Source organism: Halalkalibacter krulwichiae (genome assembly GCF_002109385.1).
Lineage (GTDB): Bacteria > Bacillota > Bacilli > Bacillales > Bacillaceae_D > Halalkalibacter > Halalkalibacter krulwichiae.
Map to the genome: position 1 here is coordinate 1,813,087 of NZ_CP020814.1, position 16,325 is coordinate 1,829,411.

At 39.8% G+C, this 16,325-nt stretch carries 17 protein-coding genes and 1 pseudogene; 15 read left to right on the forward strand and 3 right to left on the reverse strand.

The annotated features are described in order from the left end of the window. Positions 1-151 precede the first annotated feature (151 nt). Positions 152-835 carry a cache domain-containing protein gene (locus BkAM31D_RS09055; RefSeq protein WP_085449776.1) on the reverse strand — a complete coding sequence of 228 codons (684 nt, stop codon included), beginning with the start codon at positions 833-835 and terminating at the stop codon, positions 152-154. A 455-nt stretch (positions 836-1,290) separates the two neighbouring features. Between BkAM31D_RS09055 and BkAM31D_RS09060 the strand changes: the two genes are divergently transcribed. From BkAM31D_RS09060 to BkAM31D_RS09110, 11 genes and pseudogenes are all read left to right on the forward strand, one after another. Beyond that, on the forward strand, positions 1,291-2,664 hold the full coding sequence (locus BkAM31D_RS09060) for an ABC transporter substrate-binding protein (protein WP_066160297.1): 1,374 nt from the start codon (positions 1,291-1,293) through the stop codon (positions 2,662-2,664). A gap of 284 nt (positions 2,665-2,948) precedes the next feature. Beyond that, the gene (locus tag BkAM31D_RS09065) at positions 2,949-3,881 is read left to right on the forward strand and encodes a carbohydrate ABC transporter permease (protein WP_066160299.1); all 933 of its coding nucleotides are present in this window, start codon (positions 2,949-2,951) and stop codon (positions 3,879-3,881) included. 2 nt (positions 3,882-3,883) lie between these two features. Then, on the forward strand, positions 3,884-4,669 hold the full coding sequence (locus BkAM31D_RS09070) for a carbohydrate ABC transporter permease (RefSeq protein WP_085449778.1): 786 nt from the start codon (positions 3,884-3,886) through the stop codon (positions 4,667-4,669). Between the two features lie 246 nt (positions 4,670-4,915). Then, on the forward strand, positions 4,916-5,287 hold the full coding sequence (locus BkAM31D_RS09075; RefSeq protein ID WP_235820564.1) for a cupin domain-containing protein: 372 nt from the start codon (positions 4,916-4,918) through the stop codon (positions 5,285-5,287). 25 nt (positions 5,288-5,312) lie between these two features. Continuing rightward, positions 5,313-6,395 (forward strand): Gfo/Idh/MocA family protein, encoded by a 1,083-nt coding sequence (locus BkAM31D_RS09080; protein WP_066160309.1) that lies wholly within the window; start codon positions 5,313-5,315, stop codon positions 6,393-6,395. A gap of 24 nt (positions 6,396-6,419) precedes the next feature. Then, positions 6,420-7,325, forward strand: coding sequence for a sugar phosphate isomerase/epimerase family protein (locus BkAM31D_RS09085; RefSeq protein WP_066160314.1), 906 nt, complete (start codon positions 6,420-6,422; stop codon positions 7,323-7,325). A gap of 10 nt (positions 7,326-7,335) precedes the next feature. After that, positions 7,336-8,558 (forward strand): annotated as a pseudogene (locus tag BkAM31D_RS09090) (Tm-1-like ATP-binding domain-containing protein). Continuing rightward, complete coding sequence (locus BkAM31D_RS09095; RefSeq protein WP_066160324.1) at positions 8,555-9,379, forward strand: phosphoenolpyruvate hydrolase family protein; 825 nt, start codon at positions 8,555-8,557, stop codon at positions 9,377-9,379. The pseudogene BkAM31D_RS09090 and the gene BkAM31D_RS09095 overlap by 4 nt, the downstream one beginning before the upstream one ends. 11 nt (positions 9,380-9,390) lie before the next feature. Beyond that, a complete protein-coding gene (locus BkAM31D_RS09100; protein WP_066160327.1) occupies positions 9,391-9,558 on the forward strand; it encodes a XapX domain-containing protein in 168 nt (55 codons plus the stop codon). Between the two features lie 287 nt (positions 9,559-9,845). Beyond that, positions 9,846-10,874, forward strand: coding sequence for a TRAP transporter substrate-binding protein (locus tag BkAM31D_RS09105; RefSeq protein ID WP_066160329.1), 1,029 nt, complete (start codon positions 9,846-9,848; stop codon positions 10,872-10,874). Positions 10,875-11,048: 174 nt separating this feature from the next. Continuing rightward, the gene (locus BkAM31D_RS09110) at positions 11,049-11,675 is read left to right on the forward strand and encodes a fumarylacetoacetate hydrolase family protein (protein WP_066160332.1); all 627 of its coding nucleotides are present in this window, start codon (positions 11,049-11,051) and stop codon (positions 11,673-11,675) included. 122 nt (positions 11,676-11,797) lie between these two features. On the opposite strand, the gene BkAM31D_RS09115 is transcribed toward BkAM31D_RS09110, so the two are convergent. Then, complete coding sequence (locus BkAM31D_RS09115) at positions 11,798-12,115, reverse strand: hypothetical protein (protein WP_066160334.1); 318 nt, start codon at positions 12,113-12,115, stop codon at positions 11,798-11,800. 267 nt (positions 12,116-12,382) lie between these two features. Here BkAM31D_RS09115 and BkAM31D_RS09120 point away from each other — a divergent pair, with 267 nt between their 5' ends. Beyond that, positions 12,383-13,078, forward strand: a complete 696-nt coding sequence (locus tag BkAM31D_RS09120; protein ID WP_066160337.1) for a nuclease-related domain-containing protein — start codon at positions 12,383-12,385, stop codon at positions 13,076-13,078. Between the two features lie 55 nt (positions 13,079-13,133). On the opposite strand, the gene BkAM31D_RS09125 is transcribed toward BkAM31D_RS09120, so the two are convergent. Further along, the gene (locus BkAM31D_RS09125; protein ID WP_066160340.1) at positions 13,134-13,331 is read right to left on the reverse strand and encodes a hypothetical protein; all 198 of its coding nucleotides are present in this window, start codon (positions 13,329-13,331) and stop codon (positions 13,134-13,136) included. 263 nt (positions 13,332-13,594) lie between these two features. On the opposite strand from BkAM31D_RS09125, the gene BkAM31D_RS09130 reads away from it, so the two are divergent. The 3 genes from BkAM31D_RS09130 (at position 13,595) to BkAM31D_RS09140 (ending at position 16,233) form a co-directional block, all read left to right on the forward strand. Beyond that, positions 13,595-14,212, forward strand: coding sequence for an acetate uptake transporter (locus tag BkAM31D_RS09130; protein ID WP_066160343.1), 618 nt, complete (start codon positions 13,595-13,597; stop codon positions 14,210-14,212). A gap of 242 nt (positions 14,213-14,454) precedes the next feature. Next, a complete protein-coding gene (locus BkAM31D_RS09135; protein WP_066160345.1) occupies positions 14,455-14,658 on the forward strand; it encodes a cold-shock protein in 204 nt (67 codons plus the stop codon). Between the two features lie 129 nt (positions 14,659-14,787). Then, on the forward strand, positions 14,788-16,233 hold the full coding sequence (locus BkAM31D_RS09140) for a DEAD/DEAH box helicase (protein ID WP_066160350.1): 1,446 nt from the start codon (positions 14,788-14,790) through the stop codon (positions 16,231-16,233). The last annotated feature ends 92 nt before the right edge of the window (positions 16,234-16,325 follow it).

Sequence of the window (16,325 nt, forward strand, 5' to 3'; positions counted from 1 at the left end):
ATCGTTTGATATAAATGATCGACTTCAAAATATTCGACGACGTTCCAATTCGTTAGCGGAAAAGCTTTCTTGTATATGAGAAATTGTTCGCCCGCTTCGTTCGTTATAATTGAATTAGAACGGTGATCCTTGACTTGGTCATGTTCAAAATCTAGTCGTGAAGGAGGGGGAGAATATAATCTTCCTCACTATAAATAAATGTTCCAGCTACTACTTCAGGGCCTTTATAGTCATTTAAGAATTGGCCGACGACTTCTTCTGGAAAATCAATGATGATGGTGCTTTTTGTACGCAGCTTGTCATCCCATGCTTCGTTAATAAAGGAATAGACAGGTATGTCGGTATTGTAATTGCTGTAATCTCTTAGGTGTGGCGCTGTTATGTAAGGATGAGAGTCTAGCTTGAACCAGTTGTTCTCATAGAAGTCTGTTGACGTGAACTCTTGATTAAAGGAATATCCGTAATGATAAATGAAGCCATGTTGATTAATAAGGGTAATGCCTTTGAAATCAGGAAAGATATTTTCAATGCTAATTAGTAATTTATCGAGTTCGATATACAGTTGTTGGTGGGTGCGAAGGTGCGTATTTTCGCTAAATCTTGTAAATAAACTATTATGGATAATTCCTTGGCTTAAGCGGTCGAGCTCATTATACAAGTTTTCGAGTGCATTTACTTTTTGATCGAGGATGGAACTAGCATGAAAGTGAACGTTTTCTTTCATGTTCTTTGTTGCCTTGTGGTAGGTGATCCCTCCGACAACGCTGATTGGTACGATGGAGATTAATAGAAGACATAGTAATAATTTAAAAAACAATGAGTGAAAAAACTTCATAAGGTCACCTCGAAACGGAACTTTGTAATCGCTTACAATAAATGGTAGTTTTTTGAACGACGTGTTTGTTTTAGTCGTTTTATCACATAGTACCAATAAGTTTCTTCAGAAAGCTACATCTGTTATGTAGTCGTGCAAAAAAGGTGTCGAGAAGCATTGTTATTTTAAACTAATAACTTTTTTTAGATCGGCAAGCGACCGGTGGGTTAGTAGGCTCCTTTCTTATATAAGAGGCAATGGTCTTAACTAGCGTTAGAAATAGAGTATAAGTAATGAAGAATAAAGTCAACAGCATTTAGAGGTTGGAAGAGTACTTCGTCTTTTTGCCCACTTTTTTAAAAGAAACGCCCCCTTTTTTTTGAGCAATATAACATTTATGATTAGTCTTAACAAATATACTAACCTTCAAGGGTCGAAGAATGGTATGTTTTGAAATTTTAAAGGGGGTACATCTAATGGATCGAAATGATTGGAAAGTAGTAGGTATTTTTCTCTTTTTGCTATTTATGGTAGCGCTTACAGCTGGATGTCAATCGCCGGCGGCAAGTCCTAGTGGGCAAAATGAATCGAATGAGCAAAGTGCAGGTGAAGCGCAGCAACAAGAGGGGGAGAGTGGGGAGCAAACGTTAAAACTCTTGATTCCGAACTATTATAACGAAGTGGAAAGAGAGCAATGGGCACGCGTGATTGAGAGATTCACAGAGTTGAATCCAGAGATCGATGTGAACGTGGAGAATGGGGATGTTCGTGTTGAATCTGGTAGTTTAACGGCCCTACTGCAATCAAAGGTGAATACACCTGATGCGATTTTAATGAATGCAGGCCCGAGCCGGATCTCTCTATTATCTGATGCGGAATTAATTCGCTCCTTAGATGACCTGTATGATAAAAATGATTGGCAAGATGCGATTCGTCCGTTTGCTTATCAATTGATTTCCGGAAATGAGCATATTTACGAATTGCCACATATGATTGATGCGATTGCTCACTTCTATAATATTGATGTCTTTGAAGAGCATGGAGTTGAAGTGCCTGAGACACCGGAAAAGTATATTGAAATGCTAGAGCAATTAGCAGCGGTAGATGGAGTTGACCCGATTACAGTAGGAGCTCGAAATGGCTATGCAATTGGTTGGTTGTTTGGCGTGATGATTGAGGCAATGGCTGGTACGGAGAAACTGGAAGAAATTCTTTACGGCGATGGAAGCTGGAATGATCCTGAAATTGTTAAAGTAGCAGAAACGTTAGTAGAGTGGGTGGAGACTGGGTTCATTCCGCAAGAAGCTGTAACGCTAACAGAAGCAGATTCAAAGTTCAAATTCTTAAATAAGCAAGCGGCGATCTATACAGGTGGAACGTATTTGATCACGGATCTTGCGCAAGAGAACTTACAAGACAGTGTAGGATTCTTCATGATGCCTTCTTTCTTAGATGGCAAAACAGCTAGACCGACTGGTGGAATTGGTCAATCATGGGTCATTCCAACAGACGCGAAAAACCCAGAGGCTGCTGAAGCATGGCTTGAGTTCATTCTTTCTTCAGACTATGCAGAAGTAGTGTACAGCTATCCTGATTACAACTTTATTCTAGCGTCTACGGCAGCAGTTGAAGCAGAGCCAGCTGGAGATGTCTTAAAGTCGGCAGCAGTAGATGTAGAAGACGGCTCTGGTTATAATCCGAGTGTCTTTATAGGAGTGGAAACAGGGGAAAGTTATTTCCAAAATCTTCAAGGGTTAGTAGGCGGTTTGATTTCTGCTCAAGAGGCGATGAATAACATTGAGGAAGGAGCACAAAAAGATAAGGAAAATGGGTTCCAACTAAACAGGTAATCATGTCTTCTTGTTCTTTTTAAACGGGTATGGTTCTTTAGCGGTGATGGCTTCATCACCGCTATTCCTGCATCAAAAATTTGCGGGAATAGAATCTTGTTTTTGCCCACTTTCTTTAAGGAAATGCCTCCTTTTTATTTAAGGAAAGAACGAGTAAGCTAAAGCCAGGATCAACAAATTCAGAATTTTAAGAATTTGGTTTCGGGAGGAGAGAAGGGGATAGAAGCGGAATCTACGGGGATTTGGATGTACAAATTAGTTGAAGTAATGGGAGGGAGAAAAAAATGAGTGTACCTGTTAATGTAGCCGCCCAGCCGGCGCAACAGAAGGTAGCAACGAAAAAGATGAATGCGTTTAAGAAGAAAATCGTGATCTTTTCCTTTTTGGCACCAGCACTGCTTTTATACTTTGTCTTCATGCTTTATCCGATGCTAGATGCTGTTCGGTATAGTTTGTTTGATTGGAACGGGGCATCATCGTCGATGAACTTCGTCGGGCTAGAAAACTATGCGGCTCTTACACAAGATTCATTGTTTCTACGATCACTAGGTCATAACTTGTTGTGGGTTGTGCTCAGCTTGGTGTTAATGGTGCTACCAACACTAGTATTAGCGGTGTTGATTAGTAAAGTGAGAAAGGGTCGAATGTTTTTCCGAGCTGCTTTCTATTTGCCAAGTGTACTCTCATTAGCTGTTGTCGGTGTGTTGTGGTCCAAAATCTATGATCCAACGATGGGACCGATTAATACCTTTTTACGAGCGATTGGAATGGATTTTCTTGCACGTAACTGGTTAGGCGAACCATTTCTAGTCATACCGGCATTGGTAATTGCCAGTACTTGGGCGTTCTACGGTTTGTATATGATTCTATTTTTAGCAGGGTTGCAAAGCATTGATCCGCAAATGTATGAAGCGGCCGATATTGATGGCGCGGGTCCGATTCGGAAATTCTGGTACATTACCGTTCCTAGCTTACGAAATACGATGAATGTCGTCGTTAGTATGGTCATTATTCATGCATTAAAAGGGTTCGCTCTTATTTGGATTATGACTCAAGGTGGACCGTTCTATATGAGTGAAGTTGTTTCGACGTATGTGTACAAAAGTGCCTTCAGCATGAACCAAGTTAGCTATGCTGCAGCGCAAAGTGTGGTACTCGGCATTATCATTATCACCTTTACAATTGCCTTTAACTACTACCGCGAAAGGACTGAGTAAAAATGGCCAACCTAGCAAAGAAACAAATCTCTGGACAAAGAGCATTGATCCTATCTCTATCTGTTCTGTTGCTCTTCATGATTGCTCCAATCATTTACGCAGTCTTAGCTAGTTTTAAAACCAATATGGAAATTTTCTCGAGTCCGTTTGCTCTTCCACAGACGTGGAGCTTTGACAACATTATAAGTGCCTGGCATGTAGGGAATTTCCAACAGTATTTCTTCAATAGTGCGTTTGTGACGATTGGAGGCATGGCGTTGGTCGCACTTGTTGCTTGCCCGGCTGGCTATGCATTTGCGCAATTATCGTTTCGCGGGAACAATTTGGTGTTTTATTTAATATTGCTAGGAATGGCACTGCCTGTTCAAGCGATTATCATTCCTATTTTCTATCATTTACGAGGCATGGGTTTAGTAGATACGTTAACAGGACTTACTCTCGTCTCAGCTGGATTGGCTTTGCCTTTTTCGATTTTCTTAATGCGAAACACGTTTCGAGATGTCCCGAAAGAATTACGTGAATCAGCAATGATTGATGGTGCAGGAGAATGGAAGACGTACTGGAAGATCATGCTTCCGCTTGCGAAGCCAGGCGTCGTTGCCTTATTGATCTTCACCTTTATGAACATCTGGAATGACTTCTTGTTGCCGCTCGTGCTTTTGATGTCACAACAAAAATATACGATTTCATTAGGTTTGTATTCCTTCCAAGGTGAAATGGCGACAAACTATGCTTTAATTTTCGGGGAACGGTCATTAGTATGGTTCCTAGTATTATCGTCTATTTAATTTTCCAACGTTCATTTGTAGATGGAATGTCGAGTGGAGCTAGTAAATAACACGTAGAAATAGGGGGAGAGAGAATCTACTTTTTACCCACTTTTCCCATTGAAATGCCACCTTGTTTAAAACGTGTGAGCGTATAAAATTAGAACCAATAAAACTTTTCAATGCAATTTCAGTAAGCGCTACCAAAGTTTTCGTTGTATAGGAAAAGTTATATTTAAACTTTAGTAAAGAAATGAGGAGATTCATATGGCAAAACAAATGCAAGCTACTATTACGGACTTAAATGCTGAGAAACATCTACTTCCAATGGAATGGGGAGGCATTCAGTGGCTATGCGGTCAAGATATCGACCCAGAGAGTGAAATGACATTTGGGATGGTTTTCATTAATGCCGGTGACTCCAATCCTAGACATATTCATCCAAACTGTGAAGAGATTATCTTCGTGTTATCCGGAGAGTGTGATCACACTCTTGGAGATGAAACCTATCACTTAAAGCCAGGGATGATGCTTAGAATCCCGAGAAATGTTCCACATAATGCAACCGTAACGAGCTGGGAGCCTTGTCGCATGATTATCGCTTACTCAGCCCCTGATAGACAAACAATTGGAGAATGAGAATGAGATAAAAGGAGGAGTACAGTTGGAACCAATCAAATTTAATTATGAGTATTCCAATAAGATTAAGGTAGGATTTATAGGGTGTGGGGCTCACTCGTTTCGAAATGTTTACCCAACATTTGACTATGCCCCAGTTGATCTAGTCGCTGTTTGCGACTTAGACATGGAAAGGGCGGAGATTTACCGCAATCGATTCGGAGCGAAAAAAGCGTATACCGACTACATGGAGATGATCAAAAAAGAAGATTTGGATGCGGTGTTCATCGTCTTGAATTTTGACCGGAATGGTCGTCCGCTTTATCCGAAAATTTTACCAGACATTATCAATGCCGGTCTTCCGGTTTGGGTTGAAAAGCCGATTTCCTACACGGCCCAAGAGGCAGAACAGTTACTAGAGTTACAAGAAAAGGCCGGAGTACAAATTCTCGTATCAAATAAGCGTTATTTCTATCCTTCCTTTGTTGGAGCGAAGAAAATCATTGAAGATGAGAAATTTGGTTCTGCGGTGTCCATGACAGGTCGGTACCCACTGACGCTCACGCCGTTTCAAGATGAGCTTGGTGAACGGACAGGGTTGCATTGGTTCTTAGACATTTGCCACCCAATGTCAGGGATGCATTACTTAATGGGTGATGTGAAAGAAATGTGCTTCATTGAACATCAACCAAGTGGCAATGTGCAGACACTCTTAACTTTTAAATCAGGGGCAATTGGTAGTTTGCATTTGCCGTCAACACAATCGGAAACGAGTCCAAACGAGCGTTATGAAATTGTCGGCAATCAGCAAAATGTCGTTATCGATAACGCCATTAGACTCGCGTACTATCAAGGGAAAAAAGGAAGTGGAGACTACGGCAAAGCGCCATCGTTTATCGGCGATGACCCGACAAATGGGCCGATCCATTGGGAACCCGAATTCTCATTAGGTCAACTCCACAATAAAAATCTATTTACTCAAGGCATGGTGCAAAGTGTCAACCATTTTGCTAATGCTGTCTTAAACAATGAGCCTGTTGAACGTGCAACGCTTCGAGATGCTTGGCACTTAACGAAGATCTTTGAAGCTTACAAAAATAATCGAGCTGGCAAATGGATTGAACTATAAGAGATTGGCGAAGGAGGGCTTGTTATGAAATTTAGCGTTGTGACCGATATGCTCGGGGAGGAATCGTTTGAAGAGGCGATCTCGCAAGCGAAGAGACTCGGTTTTGATTTTGTCGAACTGAGAGCTAAGCTAGACGGCGATACCGTTGATACGATTTCAGTCGATAAAGCAAAGGCATTGCGGGAAGTGGTCGAGAGTTATGGTTTGAAAGTCGCGACATTAAGTTCGTGGGCTGTTAATTCATGTACCTTCTCTGGACCTCCGAAATACGACAACTACGATGATCGTCATCACTTAGAAATGACCGAACAGTTAGACCGTTTGTTTGATTTAGCAGATGCCTTTCATGCTCCAAACGTCAGGATTTACCCATTGCACCGGAGAGAAGGGTTTGATGCATTATCAACTGAGGAAAAGGAACAAGAATATACACATAATGCGGATGTGCTCCTTAGACATGCTAAGCATGCAAAGAAGCGTGGGAAAGTTCTTTTAGTTGAGAATGAACCACCGACTTTGGCGAATAATTGCCAAGAGCTTGGCGTGCTAATGAAAAAAACGCAGCATCCAAATTTAAAGTTGAACTGGGACATCGTCAATGGTTGGAGAAGCGGGGAATATCCTACGATTCAAGCCTATCAAGCTATTAAAGGCCATGTTGCATCCATTCATTTAAAAGGGGCTTCAAGAGAAATTAATTCAATTACCGACGAATCTCCATATGGTCGTTTTAATAACTTTGCGATTGCAGGTCAAGATGATTTTGAACATGAAGAGATTATACAAGCGGTTGCAGAAGGGGACCCCCAAGCGATCTTGACAATTGATACACATTATCCATCCTTCTACCAACAAGACAAAATTGGTGAAGTGGAAGTCGTACGTCAAACTAAAGAGTTTTTTGAAAAAATTCTAAAAGTCAGAGCGTAAGGAGGCCCTTATGAATAAAAAAGTTGTGATCATTGGCTCGTTAGACACAAAGGAAGCTGAATTCCGTTATGTAGAATCGATTCTAACGAGTAGCGGCGTTTCGACATTGTTGATCAATACAGGAATCTATGAAACAACTTGTGAAGCTGACATTACCAATGAAGAAGTTGCGGCAGCTGGCGGCGTCACGCTTGAGGAACTGCGGAAAAAGCAGGATCGAGGCTTAGCAGTGGCGACGATGGCAAAGGGGCGGCAGTACAGGTTCAGAAGTTAGTAGGTCAAAATGAAGTAGCTGCCATTTTTGGAATGGGAGGAACGGCCGGAACAACTGTTGCCGCTACGGCGATGAAAGAAGCACCGATTGGTGTTCCAAAGCTGATTGTCTCAACCGTCGCATCTGGAAATACAAGACCATACGTCGGTGAAAAAGACATCATGATGATGTATTCGGTCGTTGATATTGCTGGAATTAATAGCTTATCGGCACAAATTTTAAAAAATGGAGCGAATGCCTTAGCTGGAATGGTTCAAGGTGCTGATATAAAAGTTGATGTGGAAAAGAAACCGATGATTGCAGCGACAATGTTTGGTGTGACGACTCCTTGTGTTACAAAAGCGAGGGAGCGCTTAGAGGAAGAAGGATATGATGTGTTAGTGTTTCATGCAACGGGCACTGGCGGAGATGCGATGGAAGCATTGATTCAAGATGGCTACATTGAAGCCGTTGCGGACATTACAACGACAGAGTTTGCGGATCAATTGGTCGGAGGAGTGTTTAGCGCAGGCGATCAACGATTGGAAAGTGCTGCAGCCAAAAAGATTCCTCAAGTTATTTCAGTAGGGGCCCTTGATATGGTTAACTTCGGTCCGCGTGATTCCGTTCCAGAGCAATTTAAGGACCGCATCTTTTATCAACATAACCCAACGACAACCTTAATGAGAACAACAGTAGAAGAAAATAGTCAGCTAGGAGAAATCATCGCTCGAAAGATCAACCAAGCTCCGAAAACATCTGTTGTTGTCTTTCCAAAAGGCGGCGTCTCCCTTCTTGATCGAGATGGGCAGCCATTTGAGGGAGTGTTAGAAAGAGAAGCGTTATATGCGAGTCTAAAGGAAAACCTTCACCCTGACGTTCAATTTATTGAAGTAGAAGAAGACATTAATGAACCGACAGTAGCGAATGTAATTGTTGATCATTTACTGCATTTAATGAAAAAGGAGGTTCAAGCATGACAGTAACAAGAGAAGAAGTGCTAAGACGATTGCGAGAAAACATTGGAAATAACCGTGCGATCATCGGCGGGGGAGCAGGAACTGGACTATCTGCTAAAAGTGCAGAAATGGGCGGAATCGATCTAATCATTATTTATAACTCAGGTCGATATCGAATGGCTGGCCGCGGATCGTTAGCTGGGTTAATGCCTTACGGTGATGCCAATCAAATTGTTGTGGAAATGGGCAATGAAGTACTCACAGTTGTTGAAGATACACCGGTTCTAGCTGGTGTGTGCGGAACAGACCCATTTCGAAATATGGAGCTTTTCTTAAAGCAATTAAAAGAGATGGGCTTTTCCGGAGTACAGAATTTCCCTACAGTCGGTTTGTGTGATGGCCAATTTCGTCAAAATCTCGAAGAAACAGGAATGGGCTATGACCTAGAAGTTGAAATGATCAGAAAAGCCCATAATTTAGGACTTGTTACTTCGCCTTATGTTTTCAATAAAGAAGATGCTCGGAAAATGGCAGAAGCGGGAGCAGATATCCTTGTTGCCCATGTTGGCTTAACGACAAAAGGCGCAATTGGAGCACAAACGGCAATGAGCTTAGATGACTCCGTTAAACTGGTCCAAGAAATTCATGATGCGGGTAAAGCCGTTAACGAAGACATAATCGTTCTCTGTCATGGTGGTCCGATTTCAGAGCCTGAAGATGCAGCTTACGTATTAAGTAAAACAAATGGAGTTTCTGGGTTTTTCGGAGCTTCAAGTGTTGAGCGTTTACCGACTGAGACCGCAATTGCGGAGCAAGTACAGAGGTTTAAAAACATCAAGTAGGTGAAAAATAAATGTTGCAATTATTTTTGGCCTTATTATCTGGAGCTCTTGTCGGGTTTGTGTTCGGTTTAATCAAACTACCAATCCCAGCTCCACCAGCTCTATCAGGAATTATAGGGATATTAGGAATCTATTTAGGTTATCAACTTTATTTATGGGTAATCCCGATGATAAGGTAGGGATTCGTATTTCAAGAAACCGCTGTAGTCGATCATTGATCAATACAGCGGTTCTTTATTGGATAAAAAACTTTTGTAATTTTCAATAAAAGGTATTGTCATTTTTCATACTTTTAAGTAGAATGTTCATAAGGTTATGTTAGATCGATCCATTAACATCGTTACACTTTTATTAGATCGATCTATTATGGTGAAGGAGGGGCTACAAGAGAAATATTCTCATCCAATTATGAAAGCGCTATCTTGTTTGGTTGAAAATTAGAACGATCTAAAAGGGGTGCATTTATTTGAAGAAATTACTTACATCAGTTTCAATTTGTAGTGTGTTATTGTTAGCAGCGTGCGGAGGCGGTCAAAGCGCGGAGCCATCGGCAACGAATGATGTTGAAGTGCCTGAAGGCGTGAAAGAGATGAAATTAGCTGTCGCTACGCCGGAAGAGCGATCGTTAACACAAGGGTTATACAAGTTCCAAGAAATTGTTGAAAGCGAAACAGGTGGTTCGATCAAAGTGGAAGTTTTCCCTAATGGTCAGCTAGGCGGAGATCGTGAAGTGTTTGAGGGATTGCAATTTGGGACAATTGAAGGGACAACGATTTCAACAGGTCCAGTTGCGCAATTTGCTCCACGATTCCAAATGTTTGATTTGCCATTTTTATTCCCAAATACAGAGGTCGCTTATGAAATTCTAGATGGTTCAATTGGAGAGGATTTATTAGGAGATTTGCCTGAACAAGGCGTTATCGGTCTTAACTATTGGGAAAATGGCTTTAGACATTTAACGAATAACGGCAAAGAGGTAGCTTCTTTAGAGGATATTAAAGGGTTGAAAATTCGTACGTTAGAAAATGAACTTCATATTGATATGTGGCGTGAGTTAGGAGCGAATCCTACACCGATGGCTTTCACTGAATTGTTTGCTGCATTACAACAAGGCGTTGTAGATGGCCAAGAAAACCCGGCTGGAAATGTAACGACTTCCAAGTTCTATGAAGTCCAAGATTATCTAACGAAAACAGGTCACATTTACAATGCTAGTTTGTTTATGATTAGTGAAACTTTCTGGAATACCCTTACAGATGAAGAACAAGAGATTGTCAGAAAAGCTGCTGATGAAGCGAGAGATTACCAACGTGAATTGAATCAACAAGAAGAAATCGAAGCATTTACCTTCTTAGAAGAGAACGGCATGACAATCATTGAACTATCAGATGAAGCGCAGCAAAAGATTTTTGATCAAGTTCAACCAGTCTATGAGAAATATTCTGCAAGTATTGGTGAAGAGTTAGTACAAGAATTATTGGATGCTGTTCAGTAACGATCGTTTCTACTTAAGAGTGGGTGGCAAATGTACCATTTGCCATTCACTTATTTTTTTTTGCCTATTTACTCATAGGCAGGATAAGGGTTTTAATAAATGTAGGTTGAAGGCGAGTTACAGAGTAATTTCTCTAGTAACTTGAAGGCAAATTATAGCTGAAGGGGTATTGCAATGACAAACATTCAAAACATTTATTGCGTAGGAAGAAACTATGTATTACATGCGAAGGAATTAAACAATAAAGTTCCTACATCTCCATTTCTATTTTCGAAACCCTCTCATGCATTAGTAGAGGCTGCTGGCCAAGAGGTCTTATTACCAGGAGATCGCGGGTCTGTTCACTATGAAGTAGAGCTAGTGGTTCGAATCGGAAAATCTTATAAAAAAGGCATGACGGTCGATGAACTCGTGGATCAGATGGCGATCGGAATCGATTTTACACTACGGGATGTTCAAACGGAGCTCAAGAAAAAAGCATATCCGTGGTTATTAGCTAAAGGATTCCCAAATTCAGCTCTATTAAGCCGATTTGTCGACTTCCCAGGCGAAGAAGAATGCAAAAAAGGCAATTTCGCATTAGTGAAAAATGGAGAACAAGTACAGCTAGGAAATATTAAAAATTTAATCTTTGATTTACAAACGATCATTGACTTCACATCCGTTCACTTTGGATTAGGGGAAGGAGATATTATCTTCACAGGAACGCCAGAGGGAGTTGGAGAAATTAAAAATGGAGACGAATTATCTCTTTTATGGAAGGAAGAGGTTTTAGGACAGTGCTCGATTAAACTAGGCTAATGGATTGTGTTCATATGAATGCTGTGGTTACAGCTGCCTGCCCTTCATTGTTAGGATTTTACTAAAAGGGCAGGCCTTTTCTATTTTTAGGGAATTTGAAAAACGAAGTGATAAGAGGGGACTTAAGTTGTCAGCATCTTTTTTAGCACTTTAATATCGAGGTCATGCTCAAGGACTTTTTCAGACAAATCATTAATTTTAACTTGTTGCTCTGTGTTAACGGTGAGTTGCTTACTAATAGCGTCTAGCCTCTCTAAAATTAAAGCAATATTTTCTGTGACTTCGTGAAATTCCTCTTTGGTAACCATCATCTGTTTCATGTCAAGAAGTTCCTCTTTAGTAGCCATCGCTTGTTTTATATCGAGAAGTTCATCCTTTGAAGCCATGTTTTGTTTCATGTCTCGAAGTTCTAGTAATAGTTGATCCAACTTTTCTTCCATATCATTTGCCTCCTTCCTTTATTAGATTCCTTTTATTATATTGCAATTAGGTGATAGATAAAATATGTAAAGAATATACCTTTTTTAGCATCTTCCTAATAGGTTTATAAAGGGCGTCCCACTTCTAGTAGTAGAGGGACGACTTTAATCGTTTTAGAGGAAGAGAAGGAAGGCGTTAACGTATCCTCTTAAAAATGTGGTATTATTTACTAATTATATAGTAAAAAACAACTGGAATTTAATTAGGTTTGTAGAGAGGAGCAAAGAGTGGATTTTCTATTTTTAGTATTATTTATTGGAGCAATTGTTGTGATTCCTAAGTACATATCGTTTATTCGATCTGGATATGAAGCGGCAGGTGGAACACCGTTTTGGCAGACATTGCTTAACAAAGGGAATTATGGGGAGTACTTAACTTTTAAACAGTTAAAAAAACTTGAGGGTTATCAAAAAGTTATGATGAACTTATATATTCCAAAAAAAGATGGTTTAACAACAGAAGTTGATTTAGTTTTAATTGCTGAAACGGGGATTTATGTATTTGAGTCAAAAAATTATAGCGGTTGGATCTTTGGGGACGAGAAAAATAAAAATTGGACTCAAAGCTTAGGGAAAAGAAAGAAATACTCTTTTTTTAATCCGATTTGGCAGAACGAAGGACATATTCGTGCCCTGCAAACGAAGGTAGGGGTAAATGACAAAGATCTCTACAAATCCTATATTGTTTTCAGTGAGCGCTGTACGCTGAAAACAATAAATCTACGTTCTCCAGGGGTCAAAGTAGTGAAGCGTAACGAGTTACTTCAGACGATTAGAGATGACATAAATAGTAGAGAGAAACGATTAACTCCAAGAATGATTGATCATATCTATTCGAAGTTACAGAAGTACGTTAGTGTGGATGAGGTCATAAAAAAAGTTCACGTATATGAATTAGAATTGAAACGAAAGAATAGAGGATAATAGGCTAAAAGGGCGTCTTGAAAGGTGAAAACTTTTGGAGACGCCCTTTTTTGTTTTAAACGCCCATTCGTTTCTTTTGATTATTAATCTTCTTCGTTTGTTGGCTTTGCATTTTTTTAGTTGATTGAAGGTGCCCTTTTTGTTTTCCGGTAAAGGATTGTTGTTTCTTTTTGTTAGCAAGTTGTTGTTTCACAGCTTCTTGAAGGCTAATTTTCTTTTTCGGTGTTTCCGATTGGTTATTTTGTTCAGTCATATGAGTGATCCTTTCTTACATTAAAGTTTAAGTATTCTCAGTATAGTCTATTTGATGGTAACTATGTGAGAGATTTAAATTTCCGAAACATTCTTTTAATGGGAGTGTGACGCGGATTTTACGACTTTTCTATAGAAAATTTTATTTTCCTATACCGTGCAAGCGAAAGAGCGCTTACTTGTGAAAATAAGAGAAAAACGTTTATTGACAATCATTTTTACTTCTTATAGATTACTCTAGTATGTTTAATTTAGGAGGAAGAAATGGATACTCAGAATCAGACACAGGTGAAGATAACGACAGCAGATCCATCAGCGTTAGGGTTGTTTGGACTTGCGATGGTGACATTTGTCGCAGCATCGCAGAAATTAGGATTAACAGAAGGGCTTTCGCTCATATTACCTTGGGCGTTCTTCTTAGGGGGAATTGCTCAGTTATTTGCTGCGTACTTAGACGCGAAGCATAATAATATTTTTGGAACGACGGCTTTTGGAGCATTTGGGTTATTTTGGTTTGGAGTCGGTACAACTTGGTTGATTCAACTAGGTTATTTTGGTGAAGCACTTGCTGCTCAAGGAGATCCGCGCCAGTTAGGTTTTGCTTTTATCGGTTACTTGATCTTTAGTCTTTATATGACAATCGGCGCAATGGAAACACATAAAGTTCTGTTTTTTATCTTTGTTTTTATTGATCTATTATTTATTGGGTTAGCATTAAGTTCATTTAATATTATGTATGATGTAACTCATATGTTAGCAGCTATTGCGGAAATGTGTATTGCCTTGTTATCATTCTACGGCTCAGCAGCCATCGTTTTGAATACACATTTTGGTCAAGTGGTGCTACCGCTAGGAAAACAATTTGGTATTTTTAAAAAGTAGTAAAATAGCATCCTAACGGGTGCTTTTTCTATTAGATGAATAAGAAAGTTTCATAGTTGGATAAAACTATTTTCAAAAATGATTTGCTAATTTGGAATCTTTCTGTTAATCTAAAGAAGAATTATTTTTGTTCGGTGTGAATTTAAAGAAAGAATGATTATTTTAATTTTTCGCCTTTGATATCTAACTTGAGCAACAATAGTAATAAATTTTGGACAAGATCCACAAAAGGAGATATACACATGCAACAAGGTACAGTAAAATGGTTTAACGCAGAAAAAGGATTTGGCTTTATTGAAATCGAAGGTGGAGACGATGTATTCGTACATTTCTCAGCTATCCAAGGCGAAGGATTCAAATCTTTAGATGAAGGTCAAAAAGTTACATTCGAAACAGAGCAAGGTCAACGTGGTCTTCAAGCTGTTAATGTAAACAAAGCATACTAATAAAAACAAGGACTCTGGTAAAGGGTCCTTTTTTTTATGGTGAAAATCATGTGATTATTAGGAAGACGAAGTTGTATATCCCATTTTCTTTGAGACAAGCTAAAATTAAAATTATAAAGAGGTACCTATATGAGTAAACGACATTTTGATGATTATCAGTTAAGTGAAGAAATAAAAAGAGCTCTTGAGGTGATGAAATATGACACACCAACAGAGGTTCAAGGTGAAGTAATTCCAAGGGCGATCGCCAATCAGGATCTTATCGTAAAATCACAAACTGGTAGTGGAAAGACTGCCGCCTATGGAATCCCCGTTTGTGAAATGATTGGATGGGAAGAAAAAAAGCCTCAAGCATTGGTTCTTACACCTACACGAGAACTCGCGGTCCAAGTAAGAGAGGATTTAACGAACATTGGTAGGTTTAAACGCATTAAAGCGATGGCTGTCTATGGGAAAGAACCGTTTGCGAAACAAAAAGAGGAATTAAAGCAAAAAACACACGTCGTTGTCGGGACACCTGGAAGAGTAATCGATCATATTGAAAGAGAAACCCTCGATTTAGACGAAATAAAGTATTTGGTGATAGACGAAGCAGATGAAATGCTGAATATGGGATTTGTTGATGAAGTAGAAGCCATTATTAAAGCTCTTCCTTCTAATAGGGTGACGATGGTCTTCTCGGCAACCTTGCCTAAAGATGTTGAGAGCTTGTGTCATGCATACATGATCGAACCGTTCCAGGTTGAAGTGGAGACAACGGGATTGACAACAAGTACGATTGAACACGGGGTAATCGAAGTAATGGAATCGGACAAATTCCCTCTATTAAAAGATGTGACGGTTGTGGAGAATCCGGATAGCTGTATGATTTTCTGTGGAACGAAGGAACAAGTAGATACCGTCTTTTCTAAGCTTGAGGAAGCTGATTATTCATGTGAGAGGCTGCATGGAGGACTAGAGCAGGAAGATCGATTTGCTGTAATGAAGGGGTTCAGGCACGGGGAATTTCGATATTTGGTAGCGACGGATGTTGCGGCAAGAGGAATTGATATTGATAATGTGACTCTCGTTATTAACTATGACGTTCCGATCGAAAAAGAGAGCTACGTTCACAGAACAGGAAGAACGGGTCGGGCTGGCAATGAAGGTAAAGCGATTACGTTTGTCACACCGAATGAAGGAAAGTATCTTACAGCTATTGAGAAATACATTGGCTTTACCATTCCTGTATTAGAAGCTCCAGAAAAGCAAGAGGTTTCTAACAGTAGAGCTGCTTTTGAAGAAAAGATGGGCGCGCGTCGCATCGTCAAAAATAATAAAACAGCGCGTATCAATAAAGATATTATCAAGCTTCACTTTAATGGTGGAAAGAAGAAGAAACTGCGTGCGGTAGATTTTGTTGGAACGATTGCCAAGATCCCTGGAGTAAATGCAGAGGATATCGGCATTATAACGATCCAGGAAACTCTAACCTATGTCGATATTCTTAATGGAAAAGGATCATTAGTATTACAAGCGATGGAGAATACAACGATTAAAGGGAAGAAGCTAAAAGTGAGCAAGGCGCTTAAATAATAAAAACAGCTTTGTAAAAAAGAGTTCTAATTAACGAAAATCCGAACGGGATGACGGTCGGTGCATAGCATCCGCTCCGGAATTATACTTCG